General features: G+C 70.5%; 20 protein-coding genes. 12 read left to right on the top strand and 8 right to left on the bottom strand.

Going from position 1 to position 25,619, the window contains the following annotated elements; translation table 11 throughout:
- The first annotated feature begins 149 nt into the window (after positions 1 to 149).
- Positions 150 to 5,006, top strand: a complete 4,857-nt coding sequence (locus tag OG199_RS02200) for a hypothetical protein (RefSeq protein ID WP_405827585.1) — start codon at positions 150 to 152, stop codon at positions 5,004 to 5,006.
- A 2-nt stretch (positions 5,007 to 5,008) separates the two neighbouring features.
- Entirely contained in the window at positions 5,009 to 6,652 is a 1,644-nt protein-coding gene (locus OG199_RS02195) for a hypothetical protein (protein WP_401804659.1), read from the top strand.
- Positions 6,653 to 6,674: 22 nt separating this feature from the next.
- On the opposite strand, the gene ppk2 is transcribed toward OG199_RS02195, so the two are convergent.
- From ppk2 to OG199_RS02165, 6 genes are all read right to left on the bottom strand, one after another.
- Positions 6,675 to 7,580, bottom strand: coding sequence for a polyphosphate kinase 2 (gene ppk2, locus OG199_RS02190; protein ID WP_405827583.1), 906 nt, complete (start codon positions 7,578 to 7,580; stop codon positions 6,675 to 6,677).
- A gap of 57 nt (positions 7,581 to 7,637) precedes the next feature.
- The gene (locus tag OG199_RS02185) at positions 7,638 to 7,871 is read right to left on the bottom strand and encodes a hypothetical protein (protein ID WP_405827582.1); all 234 of its coding nucleotides are present in this window, start codon (positions 7,869 to 7,871) and stop codon (positions 7,638 to 7,640) included.
- A 19-nt stretch (positions 7,872 to 7,890) separates the two neighbouring features.
- Positions 7,891 to 9,045 (bottom strand): anion permease, encoded by a 1,155-nt coding sequence (locus OG199_RS02180; protein WP_405827580.1) that lies wholly within the window; start codon positions 9,043 to 9,045, stop codon positions 7,891 to 7,893.
- 310 nt (positions 9,046 to 9,355) lie between these two features.
- On the bottom strand, positions 9,356 to 10,168 hold the full coding sequence (locus OG199_RS02175) for an acyl carrier protein (protein WP_405827578.1): 813 nt from the start codon (positions 10,166 to 10,168) through the stop codon (positions 9,356 to 9,358).
- Positions 10,169 to 10,489: 321 nt separating this feature from the next.
- Positions 10,490 to 11,971 (bottom strand): multicopper oxidase family protein, encoded by a 1,482-nt coding sequence (locus tag OG199_RS02170; protein ID WP_401804670.1) that lies wholly within the window; start codon positions 11,969 to 11,971, stop codon positions 10,490 to 10,492.
- Between the two features lie 663 nt (positions 11,972 to 12,634).
- Positions 12,635 to 12,844 (bottom strand): hypothetical protein, encoded by a 210-nt coding sequence (locus OG199_RS02165; RefSeq protein WP_405827576.1) that lies wholly within the window; start codon positions 12,842 to 12,844, stop codon positions 12,635 to 12,637.
- A gap of 334 nt (positions 12,845 to 13,178) precedes the next feature.
- Here OG199_RS02165 and OG199_RS02160 point away from each other — a divergent pair, with 334 nt between their 5' ends.
- On the top strand, positions 13,179 to 14,336 hold the full coding sequence (locus OG199_RS02160) for a DNA gyrase subunit B (RefSeq protein WP_405827574.1): 1,158 nt from the start codon (positions 13,179 to 13,181) through the stop codon (positions 14,334 to 14,336).
- Positions 14,337 to 14,443: 107 nt separating this feature from the next.
- Here OG199_RS02160 and OG199_RS02155 read toward each other — a convergent pair whose 3' ends face one another.
- Positions 14,444 to 14,917 carry a hypothetical protein gene (locus tag OG199_RS02155; RefSeq protein WP_405827572.1) on the bottom strand — a complete coding sequence of 158 codons (474 nt, stop codon included), beginning with the start codon at positions 14,915 to 14,917 and terminating at the stop codon, positions 14,444 to 14,446.
- 287 nt (positions 14,918 to 15,204) lie between these two features.
- On the opposite strand from OG199_RS02155, the gene OG199_RS02150 reads away from it, so the two are divergent.
- The 9 genes from OG199_RS02150 (at position 15,205) to OG199_RS02110 (ending at position 24,719) form a co-directional block, all read left to right on the top strand.
- A complete protein-coding gene (locus OG199_RS02150; protein ID WP_356807350.1) occupies positions 15,205 to 15,780 on the top strand; it encodes a hypothetical protein in 576 nt (191 codons plus the stop codon).
- 70 nt (positions 15,781 to 15,850) lie between these two features.
- Complete coding sequence (locus tag OG199_RS02145) at positions 15,851 to 16,552, top strand: alpha/beta fold hydrolase (RefSeq protein ID WP_401804681.1); 702 nt, start codon at positions 15,851 to 15,853, stop codon at positions 16,550 to 16,552.
- Positions 16,549 to 16,731: a hypothetical protein gene (locus OG199_RS02140; protein WP_405827570.1), complete on the top strand. Its 183-nt coding sequence runs from the start codon at positions 16,549 to 16,551 to the stop codon at positions 16,729 to 16,731. Before OG199_RS02145 ends, OG199_RS02140 begins: the two co-directional genes overlap by 4 nt.
- A gap of 153 nt (positions 16,732 to 16,884) precedes the next feature.
- Complete coding sequence (locus OG199_RS02135; RefSeq protein ID WP_405827568.1) at positions 16,885 to 18,255, top strand: carotenoid oxygenase family protein; 1,371 nt, start codon at positions 16,885 to 16,887, stop codon at positions 18,253 to 18,255.
- Positions 18,256 to 18,553: 298 nt separating this feature from the next.
- Complete coding sequence (locus OG199_RS02130) at positions 18,554 to 19,492, top strand: RNA polymerase sigma factor (protein ID WP_405827566.1); 939 nt, start codon at positions 18,554 to 18,556, stop codon at positions 19,490 to 19,492.
- 282 nt (positions 19,493 to 19,774) lie between these two features.
- On the top strand, positions 19,775 to 20,980 hold the full coding sequence (locus OG199_RS02125) for an Ig-like domain-containing protein (RefSeq protein WP_405827564.1): 1,206 nt from the start codon (positions 19,775 to 19,777) through the stop codon (positions 20,978 to 20,980).
- Between the two features lie 400 nt (positions 20,981 to 21,380).
- Complete coding sequence (locus OG199_RS02120; protein WP_405827562.1) at positions 21,381 to 23,186, top strand: TIGR03767 family metallophosphoesterase; 1,806 nt, start codon at positions 21,381 to 21,383, stop codon at positions 23,184 to 23,186.
- Positions 23,187 to 23,349: 163 nt separating this feature from the next.
- Positions 23,350 to 24,027, top strand: a complete 678-nt coding sequence (gene ribB / locus OG199_RS02115; RefSeq protein WP_405827560.1) for a 3,4-dihydroxy-2-butanone-4-phosphate synthase — start codon at positions 23,350 to 23,352, stop codon at positions 24,025 to 24,027.
- Positions 24,024 to 24,719 carry an HAD family hydrolase gene (locus OG199_RS02110; protein WP_405827558.1) on the top strand — a complete coding sequence of 232 codons (696 nt, stop codon included), beginning with the start codon at positions 24,024 to 24,026 and terminating at the stop codon, positions 24,717 to 24,719. Before ribB ends, OG199_RS02110 begins: the two co-directional genes overlap by 4 nt.
- A 61-nt stretch (positions 24,720 to 24,780) precedes the next feature.
- Here the strand turns inward: OG199_RS02110 and OG199_RS02105 are convergent, their stop codons facing one another.
- A complete protein-coding gene (locus tag OG199_RS02105) occupies positions 24,781 to 25,434 on the bottom strand; it encodes a DsbA family oxidoreductase (RefSeq protein ID WP_356805056.1) in 654 nt (217 codons plus the stop codon).
- Between the last annotated feature and the right edge of the window lie 185 nt (positions 25,435 to 25,619).

Raw genomic sequence — 25,619 nt, 5'->3', positions numbered from 1 at the left:
GTCCCTTGTCCGTAGGAAAGTTGCCGCACTGCGTTGATGATGGCAGTTCGGTATCCGGGGGGGAAGAAGGGCGATATTTCCCCGGGGCGTGTGGGCAGAACCAGTCACAGGTACGGCAGCGGCGACCGGAAGAGAGAGGGCGCCAGACCATGGCAGGATTTCACTTCGCCCCCAGACTCACTCCCAGCAGCTGGGAGAAGGTGATGCAGCCCCGGCGCGCACCCCTGGCGGCGGACGGGCGGTGGACGCACCGGACTCTGGAGCAGGGGCTCCATCTGGACTTCGCCCGGGTCGAGTTCGCCGACATGGCGGCACTGGCGCGAGCCCTGCTGCTGATCGACGCGGCGGTCCGCGACAGTGTTCCGGTCCGGGTCACGCTGCCCACCGCGGAACTGCCCGGGTCGGGTGGTGATCCGGTGGACACCGACGGCGCGGAAGGCGAAGCGGATGCGGTGGGTGCGGAGCGGGATCGGGCGGCGGCGCAGCGGCTGCTGACCCGGCAGGCCCGGGCGCGCGGCGACGCGCGGGCCTTCATGGGGCAGGTCGGCTTCCTGGACGGCCTGCGGCCCGGCCGTTGGCCGGAAGGAGCGGTCGTGGTGGACGACGCGGCTGCGGTGGACCACCTTCCGCCCGCCGACGACGCGACACCGGGCGGCGGCAAGTCCACGGCCCGCGACGAGTCCCCCTACGTGAGGCGGCGCATCCTGCCGTTTCAGTGGCTGTCGCCGCTGGACGGCGACGAGTTGCGCGTGTCGCAGGCCTTCCTGGGGATCGTGGCCCGGCTCCGTGATCTCGGGCTGTCGGAGCCGGATGCCGACGCGCTGAGCCAGACGGTCCTTCTGGAGCTCCTGGAGAACGTGGCGGAGCATGGTGCTGCCGGAGTGGTCGGTGAACCGCCCCGCTGCCTCGTGGGCGCGGTCCTGCTCGACTCCGTGACGTATGGCCGGCGCCACGCCGACATGCCGCCCGCGTCCGCCGACCTGGCGGAACTGGCCACCACGACCCGCAGTCAGGTGCTGCGTCTGCTGGTCGGCGACTCGGGCAGCGGGCTGGGGACCCGGCTGGACCCGGCGCAGGCGCGGCACGGAGTTCCGTTCGGCGTGCGGCCGGCCTCGGGACACCGGCTGACCGAGGCTGAGGACACGGTGTTCCACGCCTTCGGGCACCACTTCCCCGTGCCGGACGGTACGCGTGCCGACGCGCAAGCGCCGCGGCCCGGCCAGAACGGGCTGTGGCGGGTGGCACACCTGGTCAGGAGTTACGGTGGCAGCATCATCGTGCGCACCGCGGACACGATGACCGGCTGGGTGTACACGGAGTCCGACGGTCAGGCGGTCATCACCGAGGGCTCACTCGGTCACGCGCCGGGCACACTGCACGAAGTGCAGGTCCTCACCGATCCGAAGACACACCGCACTCCGGTGTCGTGGATCGACCGCCCCCAGGCAGCAATGGGTCATCAACTGCGCTGGATCCGCTGCGAGTTCGACGCGGCGAATGGCCTGGACGAGGCCGGCCGTGCCGCGCTGGTGGACGCGGCCCGTGAAACCGCGGGGGATCCGGCGCTGGGCGGAGTGGTCGTGTCGGTGCCGTTACGGGACACCGGTTACCTCAGCCCCTCCGGGTTGCAGGACGCGCTGAGCGCGGCACTCGGTGTGGCCGACGGGCTGGCCGACCTCACGGCTGTCGCCGTCCTCTTCCCCGACGCCGACCCGCGGATCGTCGACCTGAGCGTGAGTGGGCTGCACGCCGAGCAGCGCCCCGGCGCGGTCGCACCACCGAGCCCGACACTGGTGCACGGCTGCTACGGACCACCCATCTGGTACGGCGGCTCGGCGGCCGTCCGCGCCGTCCTGACCGAACTGAGCAGAGTCGGAGGAGTGGTCTCGACGGAGACCGCGATGCGGTGTTGGAGACAGGCCGGAGGGGCACCGGGCGACGGCCTGTGGCGTGCCCTGGAGGAGTACCCACGGCTTTTCGAGGTCTCCGGCGGACGGGTGTCCCTTGCTCTGACCCCACTGGGGGTGCTGCGCACCCTGGAGCGGGAGGCGCACCGCGAGCTGGCCGAGGTCGTCGAGCACGGGGGAGAGGCCGCGGGTGTGGCGAACGGTCTGTTCCGGACGCCCGGGCTCCGGATCACCCGGCGCTGGGTCGACTCCGCGCTGCTCCTGGACGCGACGATCGGCACGGCGACGGCGGCGTACGTACTGGCCCGCAAGGTGGAGGCCGTGCTGAACGAACGCGGACACGGTGAGGTGCCCACGATGGTCGCGCATGTATCGGCGGCACCGAGGCCGCTGGCCGCGCGGCTGAGCGAGTGCCTGGCACTGGGTGGGAGGCACCACGCCATGCCGGGTGAACTCGACCTGGAGGGGCTGCATCCGAGCGAACCGGTCCAGGCCGGCGAACGGGTGGTGCTCATCACCGACCTGTTGTCGACGGAGAACACCACGCGGCGTGCGGCGGCGGCCATCGCGGGTGCGGGGGCCGAACCCGCGCTGATCGCCTGCGTCGTGGACGCGCGGCCGGAGCGCCGCGACATCCAGCTGCTCAACCGGAGCATTCCCGTGGTCTCGCTCACCGACGTCGCCATCGACATCTACGCGGCCGACGGGCGCACTCCGCCGACCGGTGACGCGGTCGGAGTGGACGTGGTGGACATCGATCCGATCCTGCGTCATCCGGTCGTTCCCTCGCCCCCGGAGCCGCCCCGCATCTCGGAGCTCGACTTCCTGCGGCTGTGCACGGGCGCGCCCGACACACTCTCGCTCGGGCATCTGGCGGGGCCGCGGTCCCACTCAAGCGCGATGCTGCACCTCGACCGCGCGCTGCGGCACCCGGAGACGGGCGCCCGGATCACGGACGCCGTCCTCGACGTGCTGGGCGAATCGCTCGCCTCCCTGGGGGAGACGCTCGGACCGGCGGACGCACGGACGCTTCAGCTCTGGTACGCGGGCACTCCGGACGCCATATTCGACAGCAGGCTCCCGGACGCCGTGCACGCCCGGCTGGGCGAACTCGGCCATGCGGTCGGATCGTTGGTGGCCGTGCCGCGCGGGGTGGCTCAAAACCAGTGGATCTTTCCGACGGCCGTACGGTACGACGCGCGCGGCCAGACCGTAGTGGTGGTGGACGGCCGTGCGACGACCGGGACGACACTCCAGCAGATGATCCGGCTGGCGGCGGCGAGCGGGGCGGTAGCTGTCGTCGCGGTGGTGCTGCTCGACCGGCTCGACCACCAGGAGGCAGCGGCGCTGCGCATGCTGCGGGCCGTGGCCCCGCCGGGCGGCGGTGCACCCGTGCCGGCGGTGGTCCGGTTCGTGAGCGCGAGCAGCATCCCGGGCGAGCCGCCGCACGACTGCGCGATCTGTGCCGCCCGGCTGCGCGTCCAGGACGACTCGGCCGCACCCGACCGGCTCCGGAGACACGCGGACCAGCTGCGCGAGCTGTTGCGTCCGCGACGCCGCGAGGAGGTGTTCAGCAGTGCGGCGGCGGACCTGTTCGCGGTTCCGATCGGCTCGGACGACGTGATCGACTACATCCGTTGGCGCGCGCTGCTGCGGGAGTCCCTGCGCGACACGGGCTCGCGACAGCGAGTGGTGGACGCGCTGCGCGCGCTCCTGGACGGCTCGCCGCGGTCCGCGTTCACGCGGTCCAACCTCATCCGGCTTCTCGCCGCCGAACAGCAGTGGCTGAAGCTGCCGCCGCTTCGGTTCACGGTGGCCCGGGACCTGCTGGCAGAGATCTGTGTGGCCGGGGTCGGCAAGTCGGTCAACGTCTCGCCGTGGCTTCGCGTGCAGGCGCTGATGGTGCTGGCGGCAACCACGCCACAGCAACTGACCGAGATGCTGCCCCGGTTGCTCAACCTGGCGCTGGACGAGCCGGTCCTGGTCGACCAGATGCTTCTGGAGTGCCAGCGGCTCCTGAGTCGTCCACCGCACGATTCCCCCATCGACGTGGTACGGCTGCGCAAGAGCCTGCTGCGCTGTCGCAAGAGCCTGGAGGAGCGGCGCGAGGCACGCGTCCCCGGTCTCGCGGACGAGTATCTGCACGTGGTGCAGCAGCTGATCACCGTCGCGGACCACAAGGTGGGACCCAAGCCGGATGATCCGCAGAAGGCGTGGGAACAGCTTCGCGAGGACTTGGGGCACGCGGTGATGCGGCACCGGCTGGACTCGGGGCTGTTGCGCGTACGGGACTACGTGGAGGACCTGGAGGACGCGGCACCCTCGCAGCGCGCGGCGCTCGACGCCCGCTCCGACTGGGAGACGTGCAAACGGCACCTTGCCGAGCGGGCGCTGGTCTGTCTGCCCGCTCTGCGGCACATCCTGGCCGGAGAGTACGTGGACGACCGGCTCGGCCGACGCGACCACGAACGGCTGATGCGCCTGGTGCCCAACGGGATCACGGCGCTCAGCGAGGTGACGGAGCGGCTCGACCGGCTGCTGCGCGCACCGCGCCAGGTGGATGACCCCGACTGGCAGACCGTACGGTACGAACTGCTCGACCGGCTCGACTGGTGGTACCGGATGTTCCTCGCGACGCATCTGCCGGAGACGGGCAAGCGCGCCCATCTCGTGGACCTGGTGTCGTCGGCCCCGGCCAGACTCGGGCCTCGGCTGGAGGCCCTCCGTGCCGCGCAGGACCCCGCGGTCGAGGTGGTGGCGCGCGGAGCCGCGGGGGAGGCCGAGGTGTTCTGTCCGCTGCCGCTGCTGACCGAGGCCGTGGAACACGTCCTGGACAACACGCGGCGCCATCGCGTTCCGGACGCCGAGTGCCGTGTCCACGTGGCGTACGCGACGTCCGGGCCGGGCACCGTCGAGGTCTCCTTCCGCAATACCGGCACCCGGCCGCGGCGCGCGCCCGGCCAGGGGCTGCGGGCACTGGACGCCAAACTCCGGCCTTTGGGCGCGTCGTTGACGGGGCACGCCCTCGACGAGGAGGACGGCGAGAAGGGCTGGACGTTCGAGACGCTCCTGGCACTGCGTCTGTGGGAGGGAGCCTGATCATGCAGGAGATCAGAGGGCTGATCATCGATGACGAGGAGCGCAACCAGCGGCGGTCCAAGGCCCGCCTCCAGGCGCACTTCGCAAAGATCGGCTGGGACGTCCTGTGGGACTCGGCCACCGAGCCGGACCGGGGCCAGGAACTGATCCGGGACGCGGACCGGCCCTACGACGTCGTCCTCGTCGACCTGCTGTTCGCGCGGGAGGACCTGCCGGACCTGCCGGAGCCGCGTGGCCTGGAGCTGATCGCCGAGGCGAAGGAGCGCTCGCCGCGCACGTACATCATCGCCGTCAGCTCCGGTGACGACACGAGGCCCGACCTGTTCGACCAGGCGCGCCGTTCCGGGGCGCATCACGTCTTCCGGCGCTACGAGTTCACCCAGGGATCGCTGGACAACAGTCCGGCAGCCGTGGTCCGGGCCGTGCGCGAGCATCTCCTCAACAACGGGACCGTGCGCGCGATCCAGGTGGAGGCGGACGCCGACGACCCTGCGGTTCAGTCCATCGTCGACGAGGTCGGCGCGCCGACGTTGTCACAGCTGTACAGTCGCGTCCTGGAGGCTGAGGGCGCGGAGACGGCGACGATGCGGCTGGCTCATCTCACGCCGGGGGCCTCGGGAGCGGTGGTGTGCTCGGTCGCGGCGATCTCACCGGGCAGTCCGGTGCTGCGGCATGTCCTGAAGGCCTCCCGCGACGAGCAGGCGCTGGCACACGAGGCGGAGCAGAACGCCCGGGCGGCGAAGGTGTTCCCCGCGCTGCTGTTGATCAGGCAGCGGCCCGAACGACCGGTGGGCCCGGTCAACGGCTGGTACGCGCTCGGCGCTCCGCTGCCCGAGAACGCGAGGACGCTGCGTGCTTGGCTCGCGGCGGGGCCGCCGAAACCGGACGTCGAGGACGTGATGTTCAAACTGTTCTGGGAGGGGCTGCGTACGCCGCACACCGAGAACCGGGAGAGCGCCGTCCCGCTGGTGGAGTTGCTGCGGTTCTCGTCCCTGCGTCGCCGGCTGGTGCTCCAGGCGCTGGAGGAGTTCTCGCCCGCGTTGAGGCGCCCGGACGGGGGCGGCCTGTCCGACGTGAAGGAACTGACCCGGGAGCTGCGGTCGTTCCTGGAGGAGGGCAGACCACTCGGCGTACCGCTGAGCGAGCTGACCCGGCCGACCGTGACGACATACGCCCACGGCGATCTGCACGGAGGCAACGTACTGATCTGCCTGGGCCGGCATCCGACGCCGGTGCTCATCGACACCAGCGCGTTCGGTCGGCTCAACTGGGCAGCGGACGCCGCCCGGTTCGGCGTGGACCTGCTGATGCGGTCGATCGACGCGGGTGTGGAATCGATGTTCTTCACTCGGTTCGCCACCTGGCGCGCTCTGGCGTCGAGGCTGGGCAGCCGCACCCCACCCGCCGAACCGGACGCCACGGGTACCACAGCCGCCCTGACGGCCTTGTCATGGCTGCTGACGCATCTGCACTCGGTGTGCCCGGACGCCGCGGAGCCCGAGCGCGGCTGGGAGTGGCACGTGGTGCTCGCCGAGTACTTGCTGCGCGCGGCCTGTCACACCGACGTACCACCCCCCAAGCGGGCTCTCGCCCTGGTGGCGGCCCACGATCAACTGAGGGCAGCCACCGTGATGTTGATGTCCTGAGTCAGTCGTACGGCGGCGGATGTCAGGACGCCGTGGTGTCGCCGACGGGCACCGCGTCGTCCTCGCCCTCCTCCAGCAGGTTCGCCGCCGCGCCCACGATGCTGGGGTCGGGGCTGCCGACGACCTCCTCGTCCTTGTCGGCGTAGGCGAAGCGGGCCAGCACGCTGCGCATGGCCTCGACGCGGGCCCGCTTCTTGTCGTTGCTCTTCACCACGGTCCAGGGCGCCTGCTCGGTGTCCGTCTCGCGGAACATGGCGACCTTGGCCGCCGTGTAGTCGTCCCAGAGGTCCAGTGAGGCCAGGTCCATGGGGCTCAGTTTCCACTGCCGTACCGGGTCGACCTGCCGGATGGTGAACCGGGTGCGCTGCTCACTCTGGGAGACCGAGAACCAGAACTTGACCAGGTCCACGCCGTCGTCGACGAGCATCCGCTCGAAGGCGGGCGCCTGCCGCATGAAGCGCCGGTACTCGTCGTCGCCGCAGAAACCCATCACGCGCTCCACACCCGCCCTGTTGTACCAGGACCGGTCGAACATCACGATCTCGCCCGCGGTCGGCAGATGCTCCACGTACCGCTGGAAGTACCACTGCCCGCGCTCCCGCTCCGTCGGCTTCTCCAGCGCCACCACCCGAGCCCCGCGCGGGTTCAGATGCTCGGTGAAGCGCTTGATCGTGCCGCCCTTGCCGGCCGCGTCACGTCCCTCGAAGACGATGACGAGCCGCCTGCCGGTCTCCTTGATCCAGCTCTGCAGCTTCAGCAGCTCTATCTGCTGGAGCCGCTTGTGCCAGTCGTACTCCTTGCGCTCCATGCGCTGCTCGTACGGGTAGTTCTCCCGCCACGTGTCGACCGGGCTGCCGTCCGGCCGGATCAGTACGGGGTCGTCGTGGTCGGAGTAGTCGACCCGCATGCCAGCCAGCAGTTCCGTCATCCGGCCCTCCTCTTTCCGTGCTTCGGGTTTCCCGCCACCCAGGTTCTTCCCGCTGTGTCAGTGGAACTGCGGCACGATCAGATATATGCCGTACGCCACCACGGCCGCGCAGGCCAGGAAACAGAGCCCGGCCTGGGCGAACCCCAGGGTGTCGCTGCCGCCGCCGCTGTCGCGCGAGCCCTCGACCCGGGCGATGCCCAGCACGCCGAGGGCGAAGACGACGACCACTGCCACGGTGACTCCTGTGCTCACCGCGGCGACCTCACCGAGTGCGGTCCAGTCGAGATGCATGTCCGGAACTCTCCTAGGCTCAGACGGACGTACCGACGCCGGCCGGCGTCGCGGTACGGACGGAGACCTCGTGGTGGTCGTTGACGTTCGAGGCGTGTACGGGGTTGCGGCGGGAGGCGACGACGATGAACGCGGCGACGGCCACCGCGACGAGCGCGATCACCACGGTGCCGAACGTCCCGCCGTGCTTCACGACGCTCGCCGACACCCCGCCGACCAGCGCCGCGGCCGGCAGCGTGACCAGCCAGGCGACCGCCATGCGGCCCGCGGTGCCCCAGCGCACCTCGGCCAGCCGCCTCCCCAGCCCGGCCCCGAGAATGCCGCCGGAGCAGACCTGCGTGGTGGAGAGCGCGAAACCCAGGTGGGCGGACGTGAGGATCACCGTCGTGGAGGCCGCCTCGGCCGCGAAGCCCTGCGGGGACTGGATGTCGGTGAGCCCCTTGCCCATCGTCCGGATGATGCGCCAGCCGCCCAGGTAGGTGCCGAGCCCGATGGCCAGGCCCGCGGACGCGATGACCCAGACCGGCGGACCCGCGTCGTGGCCCAGCGCGCCCGCCGAGATCAGCGTCAGCGTGATGACGCCCATCGTCTTCTGCGCGTCGTTCGTGCCGTGCGCCAGCGACACCAGTGAGGCCGAGGCGATCTGCCCGAGCCGGAAGCCCTTCGTCACCGACTTCTCACGCCCCCGGGCGGTGATCCGGTACGCGAGGTAGGTGGCCAGCAGTGCGGCGACACCCGCCACGAGCGGCGAGGCCACTGCGGGGATCAGAATCTTCTCGAGCACCTTGTCGAAGTGCACGCCCTGCTGACCCGCGCCGACCCACACCGCGCCGATGAGTCCGCCGAAGAGAGCGTGTGAGGAACTGGAGGGAAGCCCGAGCAGCCAGGTCAGCAGATTCCACAGAATCGCCCCGACCAGGCCGGCGAAGATCATGCCCGGAGTGACGAGGGTGTCGTCGACGATTCCGCCGGAGATCGTCTTGGCGACCTCGGTGGACAGGAACGCTCCTCCGATGTTCAGCACGCCGCTGATGAGGACCGCTGTTCTCGGTTTGAGTGCACCGGTCGCGATGGACGTGGCCATCGCGTTCGCCGTGTCGTGGAACCCGTTGGTGAAATCGAAGGCCAGAGCCGTGACGATGACGACCGCCACGAGGAACGTGATGTGGTCCATTCCTCGATGGAAGCAATCGGAGGCGTACGGGGGGAGAACCGGAGGCAAAGCCCACGCATGGCCGAGTGGAGGTGAGCGTGTGTTTGCGGTCGTATCGGGCAGCGTTCACACGCGCCGGGACCGACGACCCGCCCGCGTGGTCACAGGGCTGCCGCGGGGCGCGCCGATATTGGGGGCGGCGTCGGCGCCGACCTCATCGCCGACAACGGCCACCCTCGCGTGAACGAGGGTGACCCTTCGCCGGGACCCACGGGCCGCCTTCTCCCGGGGCCAAGGCCTCCGCTGGGCCTGACCTCCGCCCTGTGCAGGACTACGTCCGGGGACGCGAGGTGTTGGTGACCGGGAGCGACCGGCTCGCGCCCGCCACGTAGAAGTCCCTAGGAGCGGTGCGCAGTTCGAACGTGTCGTCGTCGGCCGAGACACGTACGGACAGGACGAAGAAGCCGTCGTCCTCGGTGGTCGTCCTCACGTGGTACTCGACCTCGTTGTAGGTCTGCAGGAAGACCTCGGTGCCGCCGGGCTCGACCCCCTTGGGGAGGGTGACCTTGCCCTGGACGGTGAGGATGTCGCCCGCTTTCACCTTCTTCTTGTTGACCTTGTAACTGAGGGAGCTGGACTTGGCGTCCGCGGCCACGGTGGTGTCCGCGTAGTAGCCGTCCTGCGGGGTGTTGAGATCTCCGTCCTCGTCGTAGAGGGCCGTGATCTGCACGCGGTGCTGGACGTTGAGCAGGCTGCTGCCGCCCACGTGGTCGATGTCGACATCGGGGATCGTGAACTTCCCGTCGGCGTCACTGACCGGCGTGCCCAGGTCGCGCGGCTCGTAGTAGGTGGGGTCGATCGGGTCGCCCCACGGATTCCAGGTGGTGAAGAGGACGACCTCCTGGACAGTGACGGGGATGTGGGGCGCCGGAGTGCCGTCGGCCCTGGTGACGGTGCCGATGACGTCGACGGTGCGGTGGTCGTAGTCGGTGCCGGCCGGGTTGGTGCTCACGGTCAGCACGTAAGCGTCGCCGGGGGAGGCGTCCGAGGGGTTCGCCGCGGCGGCGGGCGCGGACAGGGCGCCTGCGGCGAGCAGGAGCGCGGCGCTGGCGGCAAGCCGCGTCGGCAGGGACTTTCTGGGCACGGTCAACTCCAAGTTCGGTCGGGACTGGAGGAGTTGCACCGGGCGGGACTGGTCCCCGCGCGGCGCAGGTGTGGGACGTGCCAGGTTCGACCGGCGGGCGGTGGCGGGAGTTGTCCGTCGCGAGGCCGCTGTTACGCGAATGTGGCAGGAGAGGGGTTTGTCCGGGTTGCGGGTTCACCTGGACGTCAGCCGCGGGCCGCCCCCGATTGTCCCTGGCGCGGGATCTCCGGGTGCCGCCGGAGCAGTGGCGGCCAGGTGCCGTGCCGTCCGTTCCGCTCGTCCCCAGGTCCGGCGACTCCCCCCCCCGCCCTGGGGACGGGATCACGTGCCAGATGGATTCTGGTTCGGCTCGATGATGTCCAGGACGGCCATCATGCCCATGTCCTCATGGTTGAGGATGTGGCAGTGCAGCACCGTCCTGCCGGTGAAGTCGGTGAAATGGATGCGGATGACCGCCTCGCCGAGCGCGGGCACGTTGATGGTGTCGTACCAGCCGTGGGAAGGGTCGTGCGGCTTCCCGTCGATACTCATCAGCTGAAAGTCGTTGGTGTGGATGTGGAAGGAATGGTCTTCCTTCGCGCGGTTGCGGATGGTCCACTCCTCGACGCTGCCGAGGGCCGAAGTGAAGTCGACCCGCTGGGGGTTGTACATCCGGCCGTTGATGTAGAACTTCGTGCCCGCCCCGTTCTCCGTGTAGACGACGGTCTTGCGGGCCGCGATCGTCGCGTTGCTCAGGTCCTCGTGCGGGGCGAAGCCGGTCGGGAGGGCGGCACGGCTCATGGCGGTGCCGCCGCTGACGACGGTGGCCAGGTCGGCTCGGGGGAATTTGTTTCCGGCCGAGCCGGTGTCGTACGGGAGGGTCTCCAGCCGTGTGGTGCCGGGTCGGCCTCCCTGGACGAGCACGTCGAAGCGCGCGCCGGCCGCGATGACCAGAGTGTCCTGGTCGTAAGCCTTGGGGACGGGGATGCCGTCCTGGGCGATCACGCGGAAGCGGGTGCCCGGGAGGTGGAGCTTGTAGTAGATGTTGGCTCCGATGTTGGCGAGCCTCCAGAGCTGGGTCTCACCCGGCCGGATGTTGATCACCGGGTTCCGCTGGCCGTTGACGGTGCGGTGGGTGGCCGCCCCGATGTGAAGGGGATGGGTCTTCACCGCATCGCCCTGGACCTGGAAGTCCTTGAGGGCGATCGTGTGCTCGGTGATGCCGCGCAGCGCCGCGGGCAGGTACTTCTGCAGGCCGTCGACGATGATGACGCCCGACTCACCGCCTGCTACCTGCGGTGCGGACATCATGTCCGCGTGCGAGTGGTACCAGTAGGTACCGGTCGGGTGGTTGGACGGCAGCTTGTACGAGTAGTGATACGAGTGGTTGTACTTGATGGCGATGAAGATGTCGTCGGCGGGGGCGCGCGGCGAGACGTGGAGACCGTGCGTGTGCAGGTTGGTGTCCTCGTCGATGCGATTGGTCATCGTGAGGTCGATGCGGTCGCCGGGCCGTACGCGCAAAGTGGGCGGCATGTAGGCGCCGTTGTACGTGGTGGCGTACAACTGACGGTCACCCACCTGCACCTTGCGGCGCTCGACCGTGATGGCGGCCTTCAGGAGGCCCTTGCGGCTGACCAGCTCCGGCGGGTCCTGCAGTCGAGGGCCGGGCGCGGAACTGCGGGCGTCCCTCGGCGCGGGCTGGAGGGTGGAGCGGGACGGGCCGGTCGGTGCCTGGCCCCCGCAGCCGGCCGCCCAGCCGGAGGTCAGGAGCAGGCCGGCGGCGAGCCAGGCCGACGAGGAGCGGATACGGGACCGGGGCACATCTCTCCCAGGGAAGCCGAGCGGCCGGGCGGAGTCACGCCCGGGGAGGCCGAAGCCACGACGGTCCACCGACGGCCCGTCGGCCGTAATGTAGGAAGGAGGGGCACCGTCGGGCGACACGCCACGCCCGCGAAGCGGCGGCAACCACTCAGGGACCGTGCGACTTCCACACGGATGGCGGCAGTTCGATGACCACACAACTTCGCCTGGATGGCTCACACTTGGCTCGCTACAGCAGCGCCCCGGTCCGTCCATGGTGCGGACCGGGGCGTTGCGCGGGACGTCAGCCGGTGACCCGCGCGGCGTCTTCGACGAGGCGGGCGGTGATGCCCGGGATGGCTTGTCGGCGCCGGCGACCAGCCCTCAGGAGGGGATCGTGTGCCAGGCGGCAGCGGTGGTCGGATCGGTGAAGCACATGGCGCTGAAGGGCCGTTGGGGGGCCTGCATGAGGCGGGCGGCGGCGAGGGGCAGGTCGGCGGCGAACGCGGCACGGAACTGGTCGGCCTCGGGACACTGGTCGGTACCCGTGGTGCCGTCGGGGTTCGGCAGGGCACCTGTCGTGTCCCGGCCCGAACGATGCCGCCGGCGTATGCGTTGATCAGCACGCCGAGCCGCGCCGCCATCGGAACAGCACGCAGACCAGCGCGCCCGGCGGCCGTACCGTCAACGCGCGGCGGTCGCCGGCTCCTCGCACCGGGGAACGTCCGTCGTGCGCTGCTGCTCGTACGACATCCCGAAGGCATGGGCGATCTTCAGATCGCCGGCCGTGAACTGATCCAGCCGCCGCTCCTCGCCCTCCAGTCGTGCGGCAAGTTCGTCGGCGCCCCACGCGGGCGTGCTGGACAGTCGGTTTCCGATGATCCGCAAGGCCAACGGAAGCCCGTCCGTCGGGTCCGGGGCCGCGAATCGCGGGCTGCTCTCCACCGACAGGCGCCGCCGACGAGCGCCGTTTTCCGGATGGGCTGCCGCATGCCGGAATCGAGGGCCTCAGGGACGCCCGGTGCGGGGTCGTACACGGCTTCGGTGAGCCCTTGGACACGTTCCGGGCGCCGTACCCGGCTCCTGGGTCACCAGGGCTCCGGTACGCCCTCATCCGCCTGTCCGCGGCCTCGGCGAAATAGCCCTGACCTGCTGCTTTCCTGGATTCTCGCTAGGGTGTGGAGGTCTGCCGGACGCCATGGGAGGGGTCTTCGTGAGTGGAGAAGGCATGAGGTACGACGCTGCCCGGATCGAGGTACTGGAGGGGAGGGAAGCGATTCGGAGACGGCCCGGGATGTACGTCGGCTCGACCGGTGAACGCGGCCTGCACCAGCTGGTGTTCGAGGTCGTCGGCCGGGCGGTGAACCAGTTCCTGGCCGGCCGCTGCGGCTCTGTCGACGTCACGCTCACGCCCGACGGCGGCGTACGGGTCGCCGACGATGGGCCGGGGTGGTGTCCGTTGGAGGCCGCCGAGGACACCGGGGGACCGGACCTCGAAGCGCTGCTGACCAGCCTGTGCACCGAGTCCGAGCCCATCGGCCGGCACATCGCGGCGGTGGGCCCTTTCGGTGTGGGGCTCTTCGTCGCCAACGCCCTGTCGAGCCGGCTGACGGCCGAGGTACGGGGCGAGGGCGCCCGCCGGGTGCACGAATACGCGCGGGGTGTCGCCGTCACCCCGCCCGCCGTCGTGGAGCCGGCGACGGGAAACGGGACGACCATCGCCTTCCGGCCCGACACCGAGATCTTCGGGACGGCACGGTGCTCGTTCCCCGTGCTGGCGGAGCGTTTCCGGCAGGTGGCCTTTCTCAACCGGGGCTTGAGGATCTCCCTGACCGACGAACGCCCGGCAGGTGAGGCCCGGGCGGTGGTGTACCGCTTCCCTGAGGGAGTGCGGGACTTCGTGGCCGCCCTCGACGCGGAGGCGGGGGCGGCCCTCCACCCGGACGTCATCGGCTTCGAGCGGGAGGACCCGCGGATGGCCGGGACGATGGAGGTGGCCCTGCTGTGGAACGACTCCCGTGCGGAGCGGATACGCGGCTTCGCCAACAGCCTGGCCACTCCCCAGGGTGGCACGCACGTGGACGGCTTCCGAGACGGCGTGGCGGCCGCGGTCACCACGTACGCACGGGAACGGGGGCTGTTGGCGGCAGCGGACCCCGATCTCCACGCCGAGCGGGTCGGCGTGGGTCTCACGGCGGTCGTGGCGGTGAAGCTCGACCGTCTCGAATTCCTCGGCGCCACCCGCGGGTTGCTGGGCAACGCCGACGTGCGGGTCTGTGTCGGGGAAGCCGTTCAGGAGTACCTGGGCAACTGGTTCGGGGGGCGGCCCGAGCGGGCCGCGGAGGTCGTCGGCCGCATCGTCCGGGGCGTCCAGCAGCAGGACTGAACGGCGGCGGACGGTCTGGCGGCCTGTCGCCGAAGTACTGCGGACCGGCGCACCGAAAGCGCAGCCCGGCGGCGCCACACCGGCCCTCGACCACGCGACCGCGAACGCTAACTCAGGTGATGCCGTGCCCAGTCGGAGACGCCACTCAGCCGGGCGGCGGCTCTGGCGGGGTCGCCGGTTCGGGTGGGTTGGTCCACCTCGAAGTCGTGGCCGGTCAGGCCGCTCTCCTCCTCGACGATACGGGCGATGCGATAGACCAGATTCATCACGTCGGGTGCCGCCGGCCCCAAGTGGCGGTAGGCGACCTCGATGTTGGCCGTGTCCCCGTAGTAGTCGAACTGCACGCGTCCGGGTGGACCGACCGTCTCGAAGGTCAAGCTGTACGGGTACTCCTCGGACTCGACGGATCCGATCTCCCGCGAGACCCGGCCCAGGATGCGGCCCCACTCGGCCCGTTGTGCGCCGGTAAGGCGGAGCTCTGGCGGGTCGGCATCGGGATCGGAGCCGGCGCGGAGGTGGTCGAGCGTCTCGTGAAGCGTCAGGCCCTGTCGCACCCGCACGAACGTGATGTCGTAGGTCACCGGGTGAATCTACGAGACTTCAGGTTCCGCGGTGACACCATCGCCTCGACCCGGCGCCCTCGCCCGTGAACGGATGCCGCCGGGCAGGACAGCTTCGCCGCAGGGCCGGCCCGGATCGCGTGGGGACAGCGCCGCGAAGTCGAACCCGACCGAAGGACTGTGACGGGTGTCACACCCCAAGGTTCGAACTTCCGGGCTCGCCACGCATCTAGTCGGCGTCGGGTCACCGGGCGACTTCGGAACAGCACCTCCCACAGCCGCCCATTCCATTTCACCGAGGAATTTCAATGGGTTATCTGCGCGGATTCATCCCCTGGATCGTCTCCGGCGTCGTCTCGTCCTTCGACTGGCGCTGGGGCGCGGTAGGAGGACTCGTCACGGGGCTGCTGCTCCTGTTGCAGGACCGCCGCCGCGGGGTCGGCCTGGACGCGCTCATCCTGGAGATCAGCACCGTCGTGTACTTCGTGGTGGTCGGCGCCCTGGCCGTCGCCGATCCGCACTCGGCCCTGGCGGACCACACCGACGTGGTCTCCTTCGGCTGGCTGGCGGCCACCGCCTGGGGGACCCTGGCCATCCGGCGCCCCTTCACCCTGGGCATCGCCCGGCGCCAGACACCCCGTGAGTACTGGGACATGCCGGAGTTCATCCGGGTCAACAACCACATCACCAGTGCCTGGGGCGCCGGCTTCACCTTCATCGGCGTCAGCCTGGCCGTCTGCGGCGCGGTGGACGCCCCGGCCTGGGTGGGCATCGCCGCCCATGTCGCCGGTCTCGTCGGCCCCGCCGTCTTCACCAAGGTCTACCCCGCCCGGGCCCAGGCGCGCCTGCTGGCCCAGGCACCGGTGACGGCCCGTCCCCAATAGACCGTCTCCTCGCACGACGTCCGCAGCCCCTCGGAACCAAGAACTCACCACACGAAGGAGCAAGCACATCGTGAGCACCGTCCCGGAAGCAAGGAACATCGTTCTCGTCCACGGCGGATTCGTCGACGGATCGGGCTGGAAGGGGGTCTACGAACTGCTGCGCGCGGACGGATACACCGTGAGCGTCGTACAGAACCCCACGCTCTCGCTCGACGGCGACGTCGCCACGACCAACCTGGTGCTCGACGCTCAGGACGGCCCGACCGTACTGGTCGGACACTCCTACGGCGGCGCGGTGATCTCCGAAGCGGGCAATCACCAGAACGTGACGGCGCTCGTCTACGTCGCGGCGTTCGCGCCCGACAAGGGGGAGTCGGTGAACACCCTCATCGCCGACCCGCCGCCCGGAGCTCCGGTGCCGCCGATCCTGCCTCCCAGGGAAGGGTTTCTCTTCCTCGACCGGGAGAAGTTCGCCGCGTCCTTCGCCGGGGACCTGCCCGTCGACGAGGCCCGGTTCCTGGCCGACTCCCAAGTGCCCTGGGGCCTGGACGCCCTGGGCGGGACGGTCGGCCGGCCCGCCTGGCGCGCCAAGCCGAGCTTCTACCTCGTCGCCACCGACGACCACATGATCCCTCCGCCGGCCCAGCGCGCCATGGCCGAGCGGGCCGGCGCGACGGTGAGCGAGACCGGTGGAAGCCACGCCGTCTACGTGTCCAAGCCCGGTGAGGTCGTGGCGCTCATCAAGAAGGCCGCCTCCGGGCCCACCGCATGAGAAAGCTCCGCCAGCGACTGCGCGTCCTGCACACCACGACCGCCGCCACCGAGGACAAGGCCATGCTCCCCGCTCGCGAACGCTTCGGGTACCAGCGTGCCCACGCCCGTGCCGTCGAGGTGCGCGGTGCCTCACACGCGGCGATGGTCGGCCACCCGGGCACCGTGTCACCCATCTGACCGAGGAGGCGGCCCGCAACACGCCCTAGTGCCGCGGCACTGGGCACCCACGGCCCGGCCCACGACCGATCCGGCGCCACCAGGACGTTCGGCGTCCCCCGCGGATTCCGTGACCGCCACAGAATCCGCGGGGGCTCGATCAAGGAAAGCGGAATGACCGACGAGACAACGCTTCCCCCCTACCTCCGGGGCCGCTTCGCCCCGGTCCCCGAGGAACACAGCGCGAGTGGCCTCACCGTGCGGGGCTCCCTGCCATCGGAACTGGACGGCCGGTATCTGCGCAACGGCCCCAACCCGCTGCCCGGCGGGGACAGGGGCCACTGGTTCACCGGTTCCGGCATGCTCCACGGCATCCGGCTGCGCGGCGGGCGCGCCGAGTGGTATCGCAACCGGTGGATCCGCACGAGGGAGTTGGAGGGCCACCCGTTCATCCGCGAGGACTTCACCGTCGACCTGGCCTCGACGCCCGCCAACACCCACGTGATCCGGCACGCCGACACCGTACTGGCCCTGTGTGAAGTGGGACTTCCCTACTGGGTCTCCGAATCGCTGGAAACCGTCGGACCGTTCGACTTCGGCGGGCGGCTGACGACCGCGATGACCGCCCATCCCAAGGAGGACCCGGCCACCGGCGAACTGCACCTGTTCGGCGCCGGGTTCGCCCCGCCCTACCTCACCTACCACCGGGTCACCGCGGAGGGCCGGTTGCTCGACAGCCGGCCGATCGACGTACCGGGCCCGACGATGATGCACGACTTCGCCATCACCGAGCACCACATCGTCTGGATGGACCTGCCCGTCGTCCTCGACCCCGTGCTGGCCGGGCGCGGCGGCATGCCCTACCGATGGGACGAGGGGTACGGCGCGCGACTCGGGGTCATGCCCCGCACACCCGGCTGCACCGAGGTGAGGTGGTACGACATCGATCCCTGCTACGTCTTCCACGTAGGCAACGCTCACGAGAACGCGCAGGGGCACATCGTGCTGGACGCGGTGCGCTACGACCGGGCCGGCTTCCAGCGCGTCTGGACGGAGATCGGCGGACCCGCGGGGCCGAGCGGCCTGGTCGGGGCGATGGAACCGGGCTACTCCCAGGCCACCGCCGTCCTGCACCGCTGGACCCTGGACCCGGCCACCGGCCGCGTCACGGAGTCCCAACTGGACGACCGCGCCGCCGAGTTCCCCACCCACAACGAGACCCGCACCGGACGCCCGAACCGCTATCTGTACACCGTCTCCGGTGACGGCATCGCCAAACACGACCTCGCGCACCACACCAGCCGCGTCCACGGGACGCCCGGCAGCAGCCATGCCGGGGAAGCGGTCTTCGTGCCGGCGGCCGAGGCCACCAGCGAGGACGAGGGCTGGCTCCTGTCGCTCGTCTCGGACGACGACGGAGCGGCGGGAGAACTCCTCGTCCTCGACGCGGTGGAGCTTTCCGTCCAAGCAGTGGTGGAACTGCCGTACCCCGTTCCGGCCGGCTTCCACGGGAGCTGGTTGCCGGAGCCCGTCGCCCGGCCCTGAAGCGTCCGACGCCCAGGCCAAGGGAGCTCGCCCAGTTGCAGAAGAACTTGCTCGGAGTGACTTCCGCGTCGGTACCAAGGTGCGTGCCATGTCCCGGTGCGCCGACCCGCACGCCTTCTCAGGCGCGGTACTCACCGTGGTGGACACCGCGAAGCCGCCCCGGCGTATCGTCCCCGCGACGGGTCCCCTTGACCTGGTGCGCGAGGTCTACGCTGCGCGCAGCGTCGAGTGGGGACGAGCGATGTCATCTTTCGTAGGACACACGGTTCGTGAGAGGTAGTCAGGGAGGCGTCTGGACATGGAACCCCTCAACCCGGCCACGGACGAGGACCTCACCCGCAGGGCCCAGGCCGGCGAGACCGCGGCTCTCGGGCTGCTGCTCGCCCGTCATCAGGCGCCGATGCGGGCGGTGGCGCTGAGTCTGCTCGGCTACGGTCCTGACGCGGACGACGCGGTGCAGGACGCCGCGTTGACCGCCCTGCGGCGCATCGGCGACGTGCGGGACCCCGCGGCCGTGGGACCGTGGCTGCGGGCGATCGTACGCAACGCCGCCCGTATGCGCCTGCGCGCGGCCAAGGAGACCCCCGGTCTGGACGGCCTCGACCACGTGCACCTTCGTGACCACGAGCCCTCTCACCCCGAGCGGTTCATCGAGCAGCACGCGATGCGTGACTGGATCTGGGACGCGGTGGAGGAACTGCCGCAGCAGCTCCGGCTGGTGCTGATGCTGCGGCACTTCAGCGGCATCGCCTCGTACCAGGAGATCGCCACCGCGTGCGAGGTGCCGGTCGGCACGGTGCGCAGCCGGCTCAACCAGGCCAGGGCGAAGATGGCCCAGGTCCTGATGTCGACCGCCACCGAAGCGCACGACGACGCTTCCTCGCTCACCGAGGAGAGCCGGCACGAGGCCGTGGCGACTCTGCGGGCGTCCGAGCGCGGCCTCCTGCCCCGGGAGATATCCGAGTTGTGGCCGGCCGAGGCCGAACTCGTCGGCATCCTCAACCCGCAGGGAGAACGGACCCATCCCACCCCGGTCATGCGTCAGACGCTGGAAGCCGGAGTGCGCCAGCACGTGCGTCATGTGGTGGCCAGTCGCTCCATCACCATCTGGGAGATGGATGTCACCAACCCCATAGGCGCCCTCAACCCCTGCCCGCCGACCCTGGCCTGGCTCATGTTCCGCCGTGACGGACGAGTCCAGAGGCTTCGGGTGGTCTTTCCCCAGCCGTCGCGGTGAGGCCTGTTTCCGGCGGACGGTGGCGGATCTCGAGATCGGCGTGATCGCCGGCATTCCTCGGTCTCGTCACCGCTCCCGCGGGCCGTCCGCGGGTCCTGCCGCGGCCTGACAACTTCCTGATATTCGCACGTCATGTTGGATCCGTGTCCCGCCGCGACCGTGAGTTCCTCGCGCGCGGTCCTGCGCCATCACGCCGCTCCGCGTCGGCACCGTGCCGTCCGAACCGGGGCGGCTTCCCGGACTCGGTGGGACACACCACCCGACGCGAAAGACGGAGCTCCCATGCACCACACCCGGCCGGCCGCGGCCCTTGCCGTCCTGTCGATGTCAGCCTGCCTGCTGGCCGGCTGCAGCACCGGACCCGGAGGCGACAGCGACCGTGCACAGGCGTCCCCCGTCGCGGCCCAGGCCGCGGACACCCCGCACATACGCCTGAACGCCGCCGACGGACAGAAGCATGTCTCGGTCAGACTCGGTGGCCGTGTCACGGTCGCGGCCGGGAAGATCGCCAAGGTGTCCCTGGCGACCGCGAACGGCCGCGTCGTCCACGGCGCCGTCTCCTCAAGTGGCAGAGCCTGGGCGCCCGATGCCCTCCTCGACCACGACACCGCCTACCGGTTGACGGTGGTGGCCGCGGGAGCGGGGGGCCGCAGGGCGACGAAGGAGATCGCGTTCACCACGGTCGCCGCGTCCGACCGCTTCACCGCCACGGTCACCCCGGGCGACGGTTCCACGGTCGGGGTGGGGATGCCCGTGTCGTTCACCTTCGACAAGGCGATCACCGACAGGAAGGCCGTGGAGTCGGCCATCGAGGTCGGCTCCAGCAGTGGCCAGACCGTCGTCGGCCACTGGTTCGGCGCGCGGCGCCTCGACTTCCGTCCGGAACGGTACTGGAAGGCCCACTCCGTCATCACTGTCGGAATCCGCCTCGACGGAGTCAAGGGTGCCAAGGGCGCGTACGGCGAACAGGACAGGACGGTCCGCTTCACCGTGGGCCGCAGTCAGGTCTCCACCGTGGACGCCTCCACGCACCGGATGACGGTCGTCCGAGACGGCAAGCCCCTGCGGACGTTGCCCATCACGGCGGGCGCCCCGAACTCGACCACGTGGAACGGCCGGATGGTGATATCGGAGAAGCTGACCAGCACCCGGATGGACGGAGCCACGGTCGGGTTCGCCGGCCAGTACGACATCCCCGACGTCCCGCACGCCATGCGCCTGTCCACCTCGGGCACGTTCGTCCACGGCAACTACTGGGGCGCCGACTCGGTGTTCGGGCACACCAACATCAGCCACGGTTGTGTCGGACTCAACGACGTCAAGGGCGGCAACGACTCCCACCAGGACGGCGCCTGGTTCTTCGACAACTCCCTCATCGGCGACGTGGTCGTGGTCCGGAACTCCGACGACCGGACGATCGCCCCCGACAACGGCCTCAATGGCTGGAACATGGCGTGGGACCAGTGGAAGGCGGGCTCCGCACGCTGATACGGAGGTGGACACACAGCTGCTCCCATCGTGCCGGCCCCACGCGACCGTGCGGCAGAACCAGGAGCGGGCGCGGCCGGCCCGGCGCGGGGACCTGCTCGGGCCGACCGCGGTGCCCAAGCCCTTGTCCTGGGGCCCGGGGTGGCCGTGCCCCGCTCGGTGACGCCTTCCGCACCTTGATCACCGTGGCCGGGGACTGACGGCCCGCGCGTCGACCGGCCGCAGTCGACGATCACCGCGGGACGGACACCTCGAACGGTGATCCGGAGCGTGAAGATCGTCCGATCGGCCCGGAACCGCTGTTCCGGCGGCGTTCACCGCGATGCCACGCCTGTGTCCCTGGGGCCTGAATGAGTGGTTCCGCTAAGTGAGTCACTCGGAGGCACCGGAGGGCTGCCCCATGACCGGGATCGAACCCGAGTCCACCATCAACCGACGTCGTTTTCTGCTCGCCTCGGGCGCCGTGGTGGCGGCCGGAGCGGCCGGATCGGCCGGAGCGTTCCTGCCCCGGCAACGCCGCCCCCGCGCCGCGGAGCCCGCCGTGCGGGCCGCCGTTCAACGGTCCGCGCCGCATGCGACGACCACCCTGGAGACGACGGCCCGCCTCGGCGGAGCCCCGCGCACCGGCACCTACCGGCGGCTGGTCTCCGGTCCGGGCTGGCCCGTGGTCGTACGGGAGGAGATCGCTCCACCCCGCGCCGGGCGCGAAGACCGGCGTACCCCGCTCGCGTGCTTCGTGCAGTTCACCGACCTGCACATCGCCGATGTGCAGAACCCGCTGCGCACGGAATTCCTGCGCTCCCGCACACCGACCGCGTGGCGTGCCCAGGAGGCGCTGACCGTCGCGGGCGCCGTCGCGCTCGTGGAGCAGGTCAACGCGCTCGGCGGCGGCCCGCACTCGGGACTGCCACCGGCGTTCGTGATGACCACGGGCGACAACATCGACAACAACTCCGCCATCGAGCTGGAGTGGTTCCTCACGCTGATGAACGGCGGCCGGATCACCCCCAACACCGGGGACCCGAAGACGTACGAAGGCGTTCAGAACTCCGGGCTTCCGCTGTACTGGCACCCGGGCGACCCGGCGCTGCGCGACTTCGACAAGCGGCGCGGGCTGCCGTTGATCCCCGGTTTCCTCGACGCGGCGACCCGCCCCCTGACCAGCCCGGGCCTGCGGATCCCCTGGTACTCCACGGTCGGCAACCACGACGACCTGCCCGGCGGCTGCCTGTCGCCCGCGCTCGACGACGTCGCCGTCGGTTCCCGCAAACTGCTGTCGGTCCCCGACGCGGACGCGGCCGCGTACGCCAAGGCGCTCGGTTCGGGCGACGATCCCAAGAGCGAGGTGCTCACGGCGATCCTGAACAGGCACGCCGCCTCCGCGCGGACCGTGACCGCGGACGAGCGGCGCCACCTGTTCACCCCGCACGAGTACCTGGCCGCGCATCTCGATCCCGCCCGCGCCGGTGCCGGACCGGTGGGCCACGGCTACACACCGGACCACCTCGACGGCGACCGCATGTACTACACGTTCCAGGTCGCGGAGAACGTCATCGGGATCAGCATCGACACGACGTATCGCAGCGGCCACTACGAGGGGTCCCTCGGCGGCGATCAGATGCGCTGGCTGGAACAGACCCTGGCCGCGCACAGCTCCCGGTCCTACGACACGGACGGCCGTCTCGTACGCCGTCCCGGAGCCGACGACGCCCACATCCTGGTCTTCAGCCACCACCACAGCCCGAGCATGACCCGCCGCCCCGACGCCGCCCGTACGGACGAACCGCGCCACGACGGCGCCGAGGTCATCGCCCTGCTCAGCCGCTTCCCGAACGTGGTCGCGTGGATCAACGGTCACAGCCACGTCAACCGGATCACCCCCCACGCGCACGCGACGGCCGCCCGCTCCTTCTGGGAGGTCAACACCGCCTCGCACGTCGACTATCCGCACCACGCCCGACTGTTCGAACTGGTCGACAACAAGGACGGGACGGTGTCCCTGTTCACCACCCTCGTCGAGTCGGCCGCCCCGCACCGCACGGCACCGGACTTCGACGACCTCTCGGCGGTCGGCCTCGCGTCGCTGTACCGGGAGCTCGCCTACAACGCCCCCGGCCTCGTGGACAGCATGCGGGCAGGGGTCCAGGAGGGATGGGCGGGCGGTGCGGGCGACCGCAACACCGAGCTGTTGAACGTCGTCCCGTGACCCCTGCCGGGGGATCGCTCGCCTCCGCCGACCCGTACGACCTCGGGCGGAGACCGCGGCTTGTCTGAAGAATCGTTCTGTTGGCGTACAGGTTTCTCAAGCTTGTTTGTTCGGTTACCGATGCATCCGCAGCAAGAACGATTCCCAGGAAGGGTTGATTGCTGTGACGTCAGCATCGGTGCGACAGTCGCTGGACCTGCTCGCGGTCGCCGTCGACGATCTACGAGCCGGGCGGCCGGTCATCGTGGTCGACGACGCGGACCGGGAGAACGAAGGTGACCTGGTCATGGCGGCCGAGTTCGCGACCGCCGAGACCATGGGGTTCTTCGTCCGCTGGACCAGCGGGCTCATCTGCGCGCCGATGGCCCCCGAGGTGGCCGACCGGCTGGAACTGCCCCTGATGGTCCCGCCCGCTCCAGGCGTCCGTACGACCACCGGAACGCCATCCGACATGGCAGTCGAGACGACCGCCTACACCGTTTCCGTGGACGCGGTCGGGGTCGGCTCGGGGATCTCCGCCGCCGACCGGGCACTGACCGTACGGACCCTGGCCGACCCCGGCACCCGGCCCGACCGGCTGATCCGTCCCGGGCATGTGTTTCCGCTGCGCGCCCGCCCAGGAGGGGTCACCGAGCGACGTGGACACACCGAGGCCGGCGTCGACCTGCTGCGCATGGCCGGACTGTCGCCGGTCGCGGTGATCAGCGAGGTCTGCGAGGACGACGGCTCGGTCGCCGGCTCCGCCCGGTTGCGCGCCTTCGCCGACGAGCACGGTCTGACGCTGGTCTCGATCGAGCAGCTGTCGCACCGGCTGCGGCTCTCGGGCACGGCGACGGCGTGACCCGCGCGCTCCGAGCGACGGTCTTCGACCTGGACGACACACTGATCGACACCGGGGACGCCTGGGGGCGGGTGTGCGCCGACTTCGTCGCCCGTCACGGTCACCGCTGGCGCGCCGAGGACACCGTCGCCCTGCACGGGAACGGCGGCTGGGCTTCGTACGTCAGCGCCCTGTGCGGCGGTGCGGCCGGCGTCGCCGAGGTGGTCGAGACCTGTGCGGCCGCGATGGTCGACGAATGCGCCGCGGGACGGGTGCGGGCCCTGCCCGGGGCGGTGGAGCTGGTCCTCGAAGCCGAACGCCACGGGCCGGTCGGCGTGGCCACCGCCAGTCCCCGCAGCTTCGTCCTGGCGGCGCTCGAAGGGCTGGGCCTGCTGGCGGTGCTGCGCGCCGTCGTGTGCGGCGAGGACGTGGTCCGGGTCAAACCGGCGCCGGATCCGTATCTGCGCGCGGCGGCCGAGGTCGGCGTCCCGCCGTCCGGTTGTCTGGCGGTCGAGGACTCGCCGAACGGCATCCGGTCGGCGGCAGCCGCCGGCATGTACGTCCTGGCCGTCCCGCGCGGGGGCATGACACTGCCGGCCGACGTCGCCCACCTGCCCGCGGCGCGGGCGCACAGCGCGGCGGAGGCCCTGCCACTGCTGACCCGGCTGCTCGCGCCCCGGCCCGGGCTCCTGATCCATGAGGGCGCTTCATGAGGGCGCTCCATGAAACCGCGACCGGCGGAGGGGTGGGTTCCGTCGCGGCATCGCGCTTCGGTCAGGACCCCTGCGCCGCGGGCTGACCCGCCCACGCCTGCTCCAGCGCCCGGGTGAACCCCTCGGGCGACTGGACGCCGCTGACGCCGTAGCGCCGGTCCAGCACGAAGAAGGGCACTCCGCCGGCGCCGAGGTCGGCGGCCAGGCGTTCGTCGGCTCGTACCTCTTCGGCGTACGCGTCCGGGTCGCCGAGCACCGCCCGTGCTTCCGCCTCGCTCAGCCCGACCTCGACGGCCAGGTCCACCAGAGTCTCCGTGTCGTAGATCGAGCGCTCCTCCGCGAAGTTCGCCCGGAAGGCGAGATCCGTCAACTCGTCCTGGACGCCACGGGTCTTGGCGAAGTGGAGGAGCCGGTGCACGTCGAAGGTGTTCCCGAAGACCCGTCCGCCGACGCGGAATTCCAGTCCCACGGACCTCGCCATGTCCGCGGCCTGCTCCTCCCGGGCGATCTGTTGCTCACGAGTGCGCCCGTACTGGGCCGCGACCGCTTCGATGATCGGCACGGCACCGTTCTCGGCCCGCGGGTTGAGCTCGTAGGACCGGTGCACCACCTCCACCTGATCGCGGTGCGTGAAGGCGGCGAGCCCCTGGCCGAAACGGGCACGGCCGACGTAGCACCAGGGGCAGGCGATATCGGTCCAGATCTCGACACGCATGGGTGGCATCTCCTGTGTTGTCCGCGCAGGCGGCGCGTGCGCGGAATCGGACGGCCGGGGCGCGGTCCCGCCTGACGGGGATCCTGACGGGAAGGGTCACGCCCGAACCGCGACAGCTTGGTATAACGGTCAACCAGACAGTAGACGACCGATCGTCTACTGACAAATGGCGGTGGTGCGACGAA

This window comes from Streptomyces sp. NBC_01176 (assembly GCF_045039825.1).
In the GTDB taxonomy this organism is placed as follows: domain Bacteria; phylum Actinomycetota; class Actinomycetes; order Streptomycetales; family Streptomycetaceae; genus Streptomyces.
The sequence above is the reverse complement of the archived record's forward strand: the minus strand, read 5'-3'. Positions and strand labels throughout refer to the sequence as shown.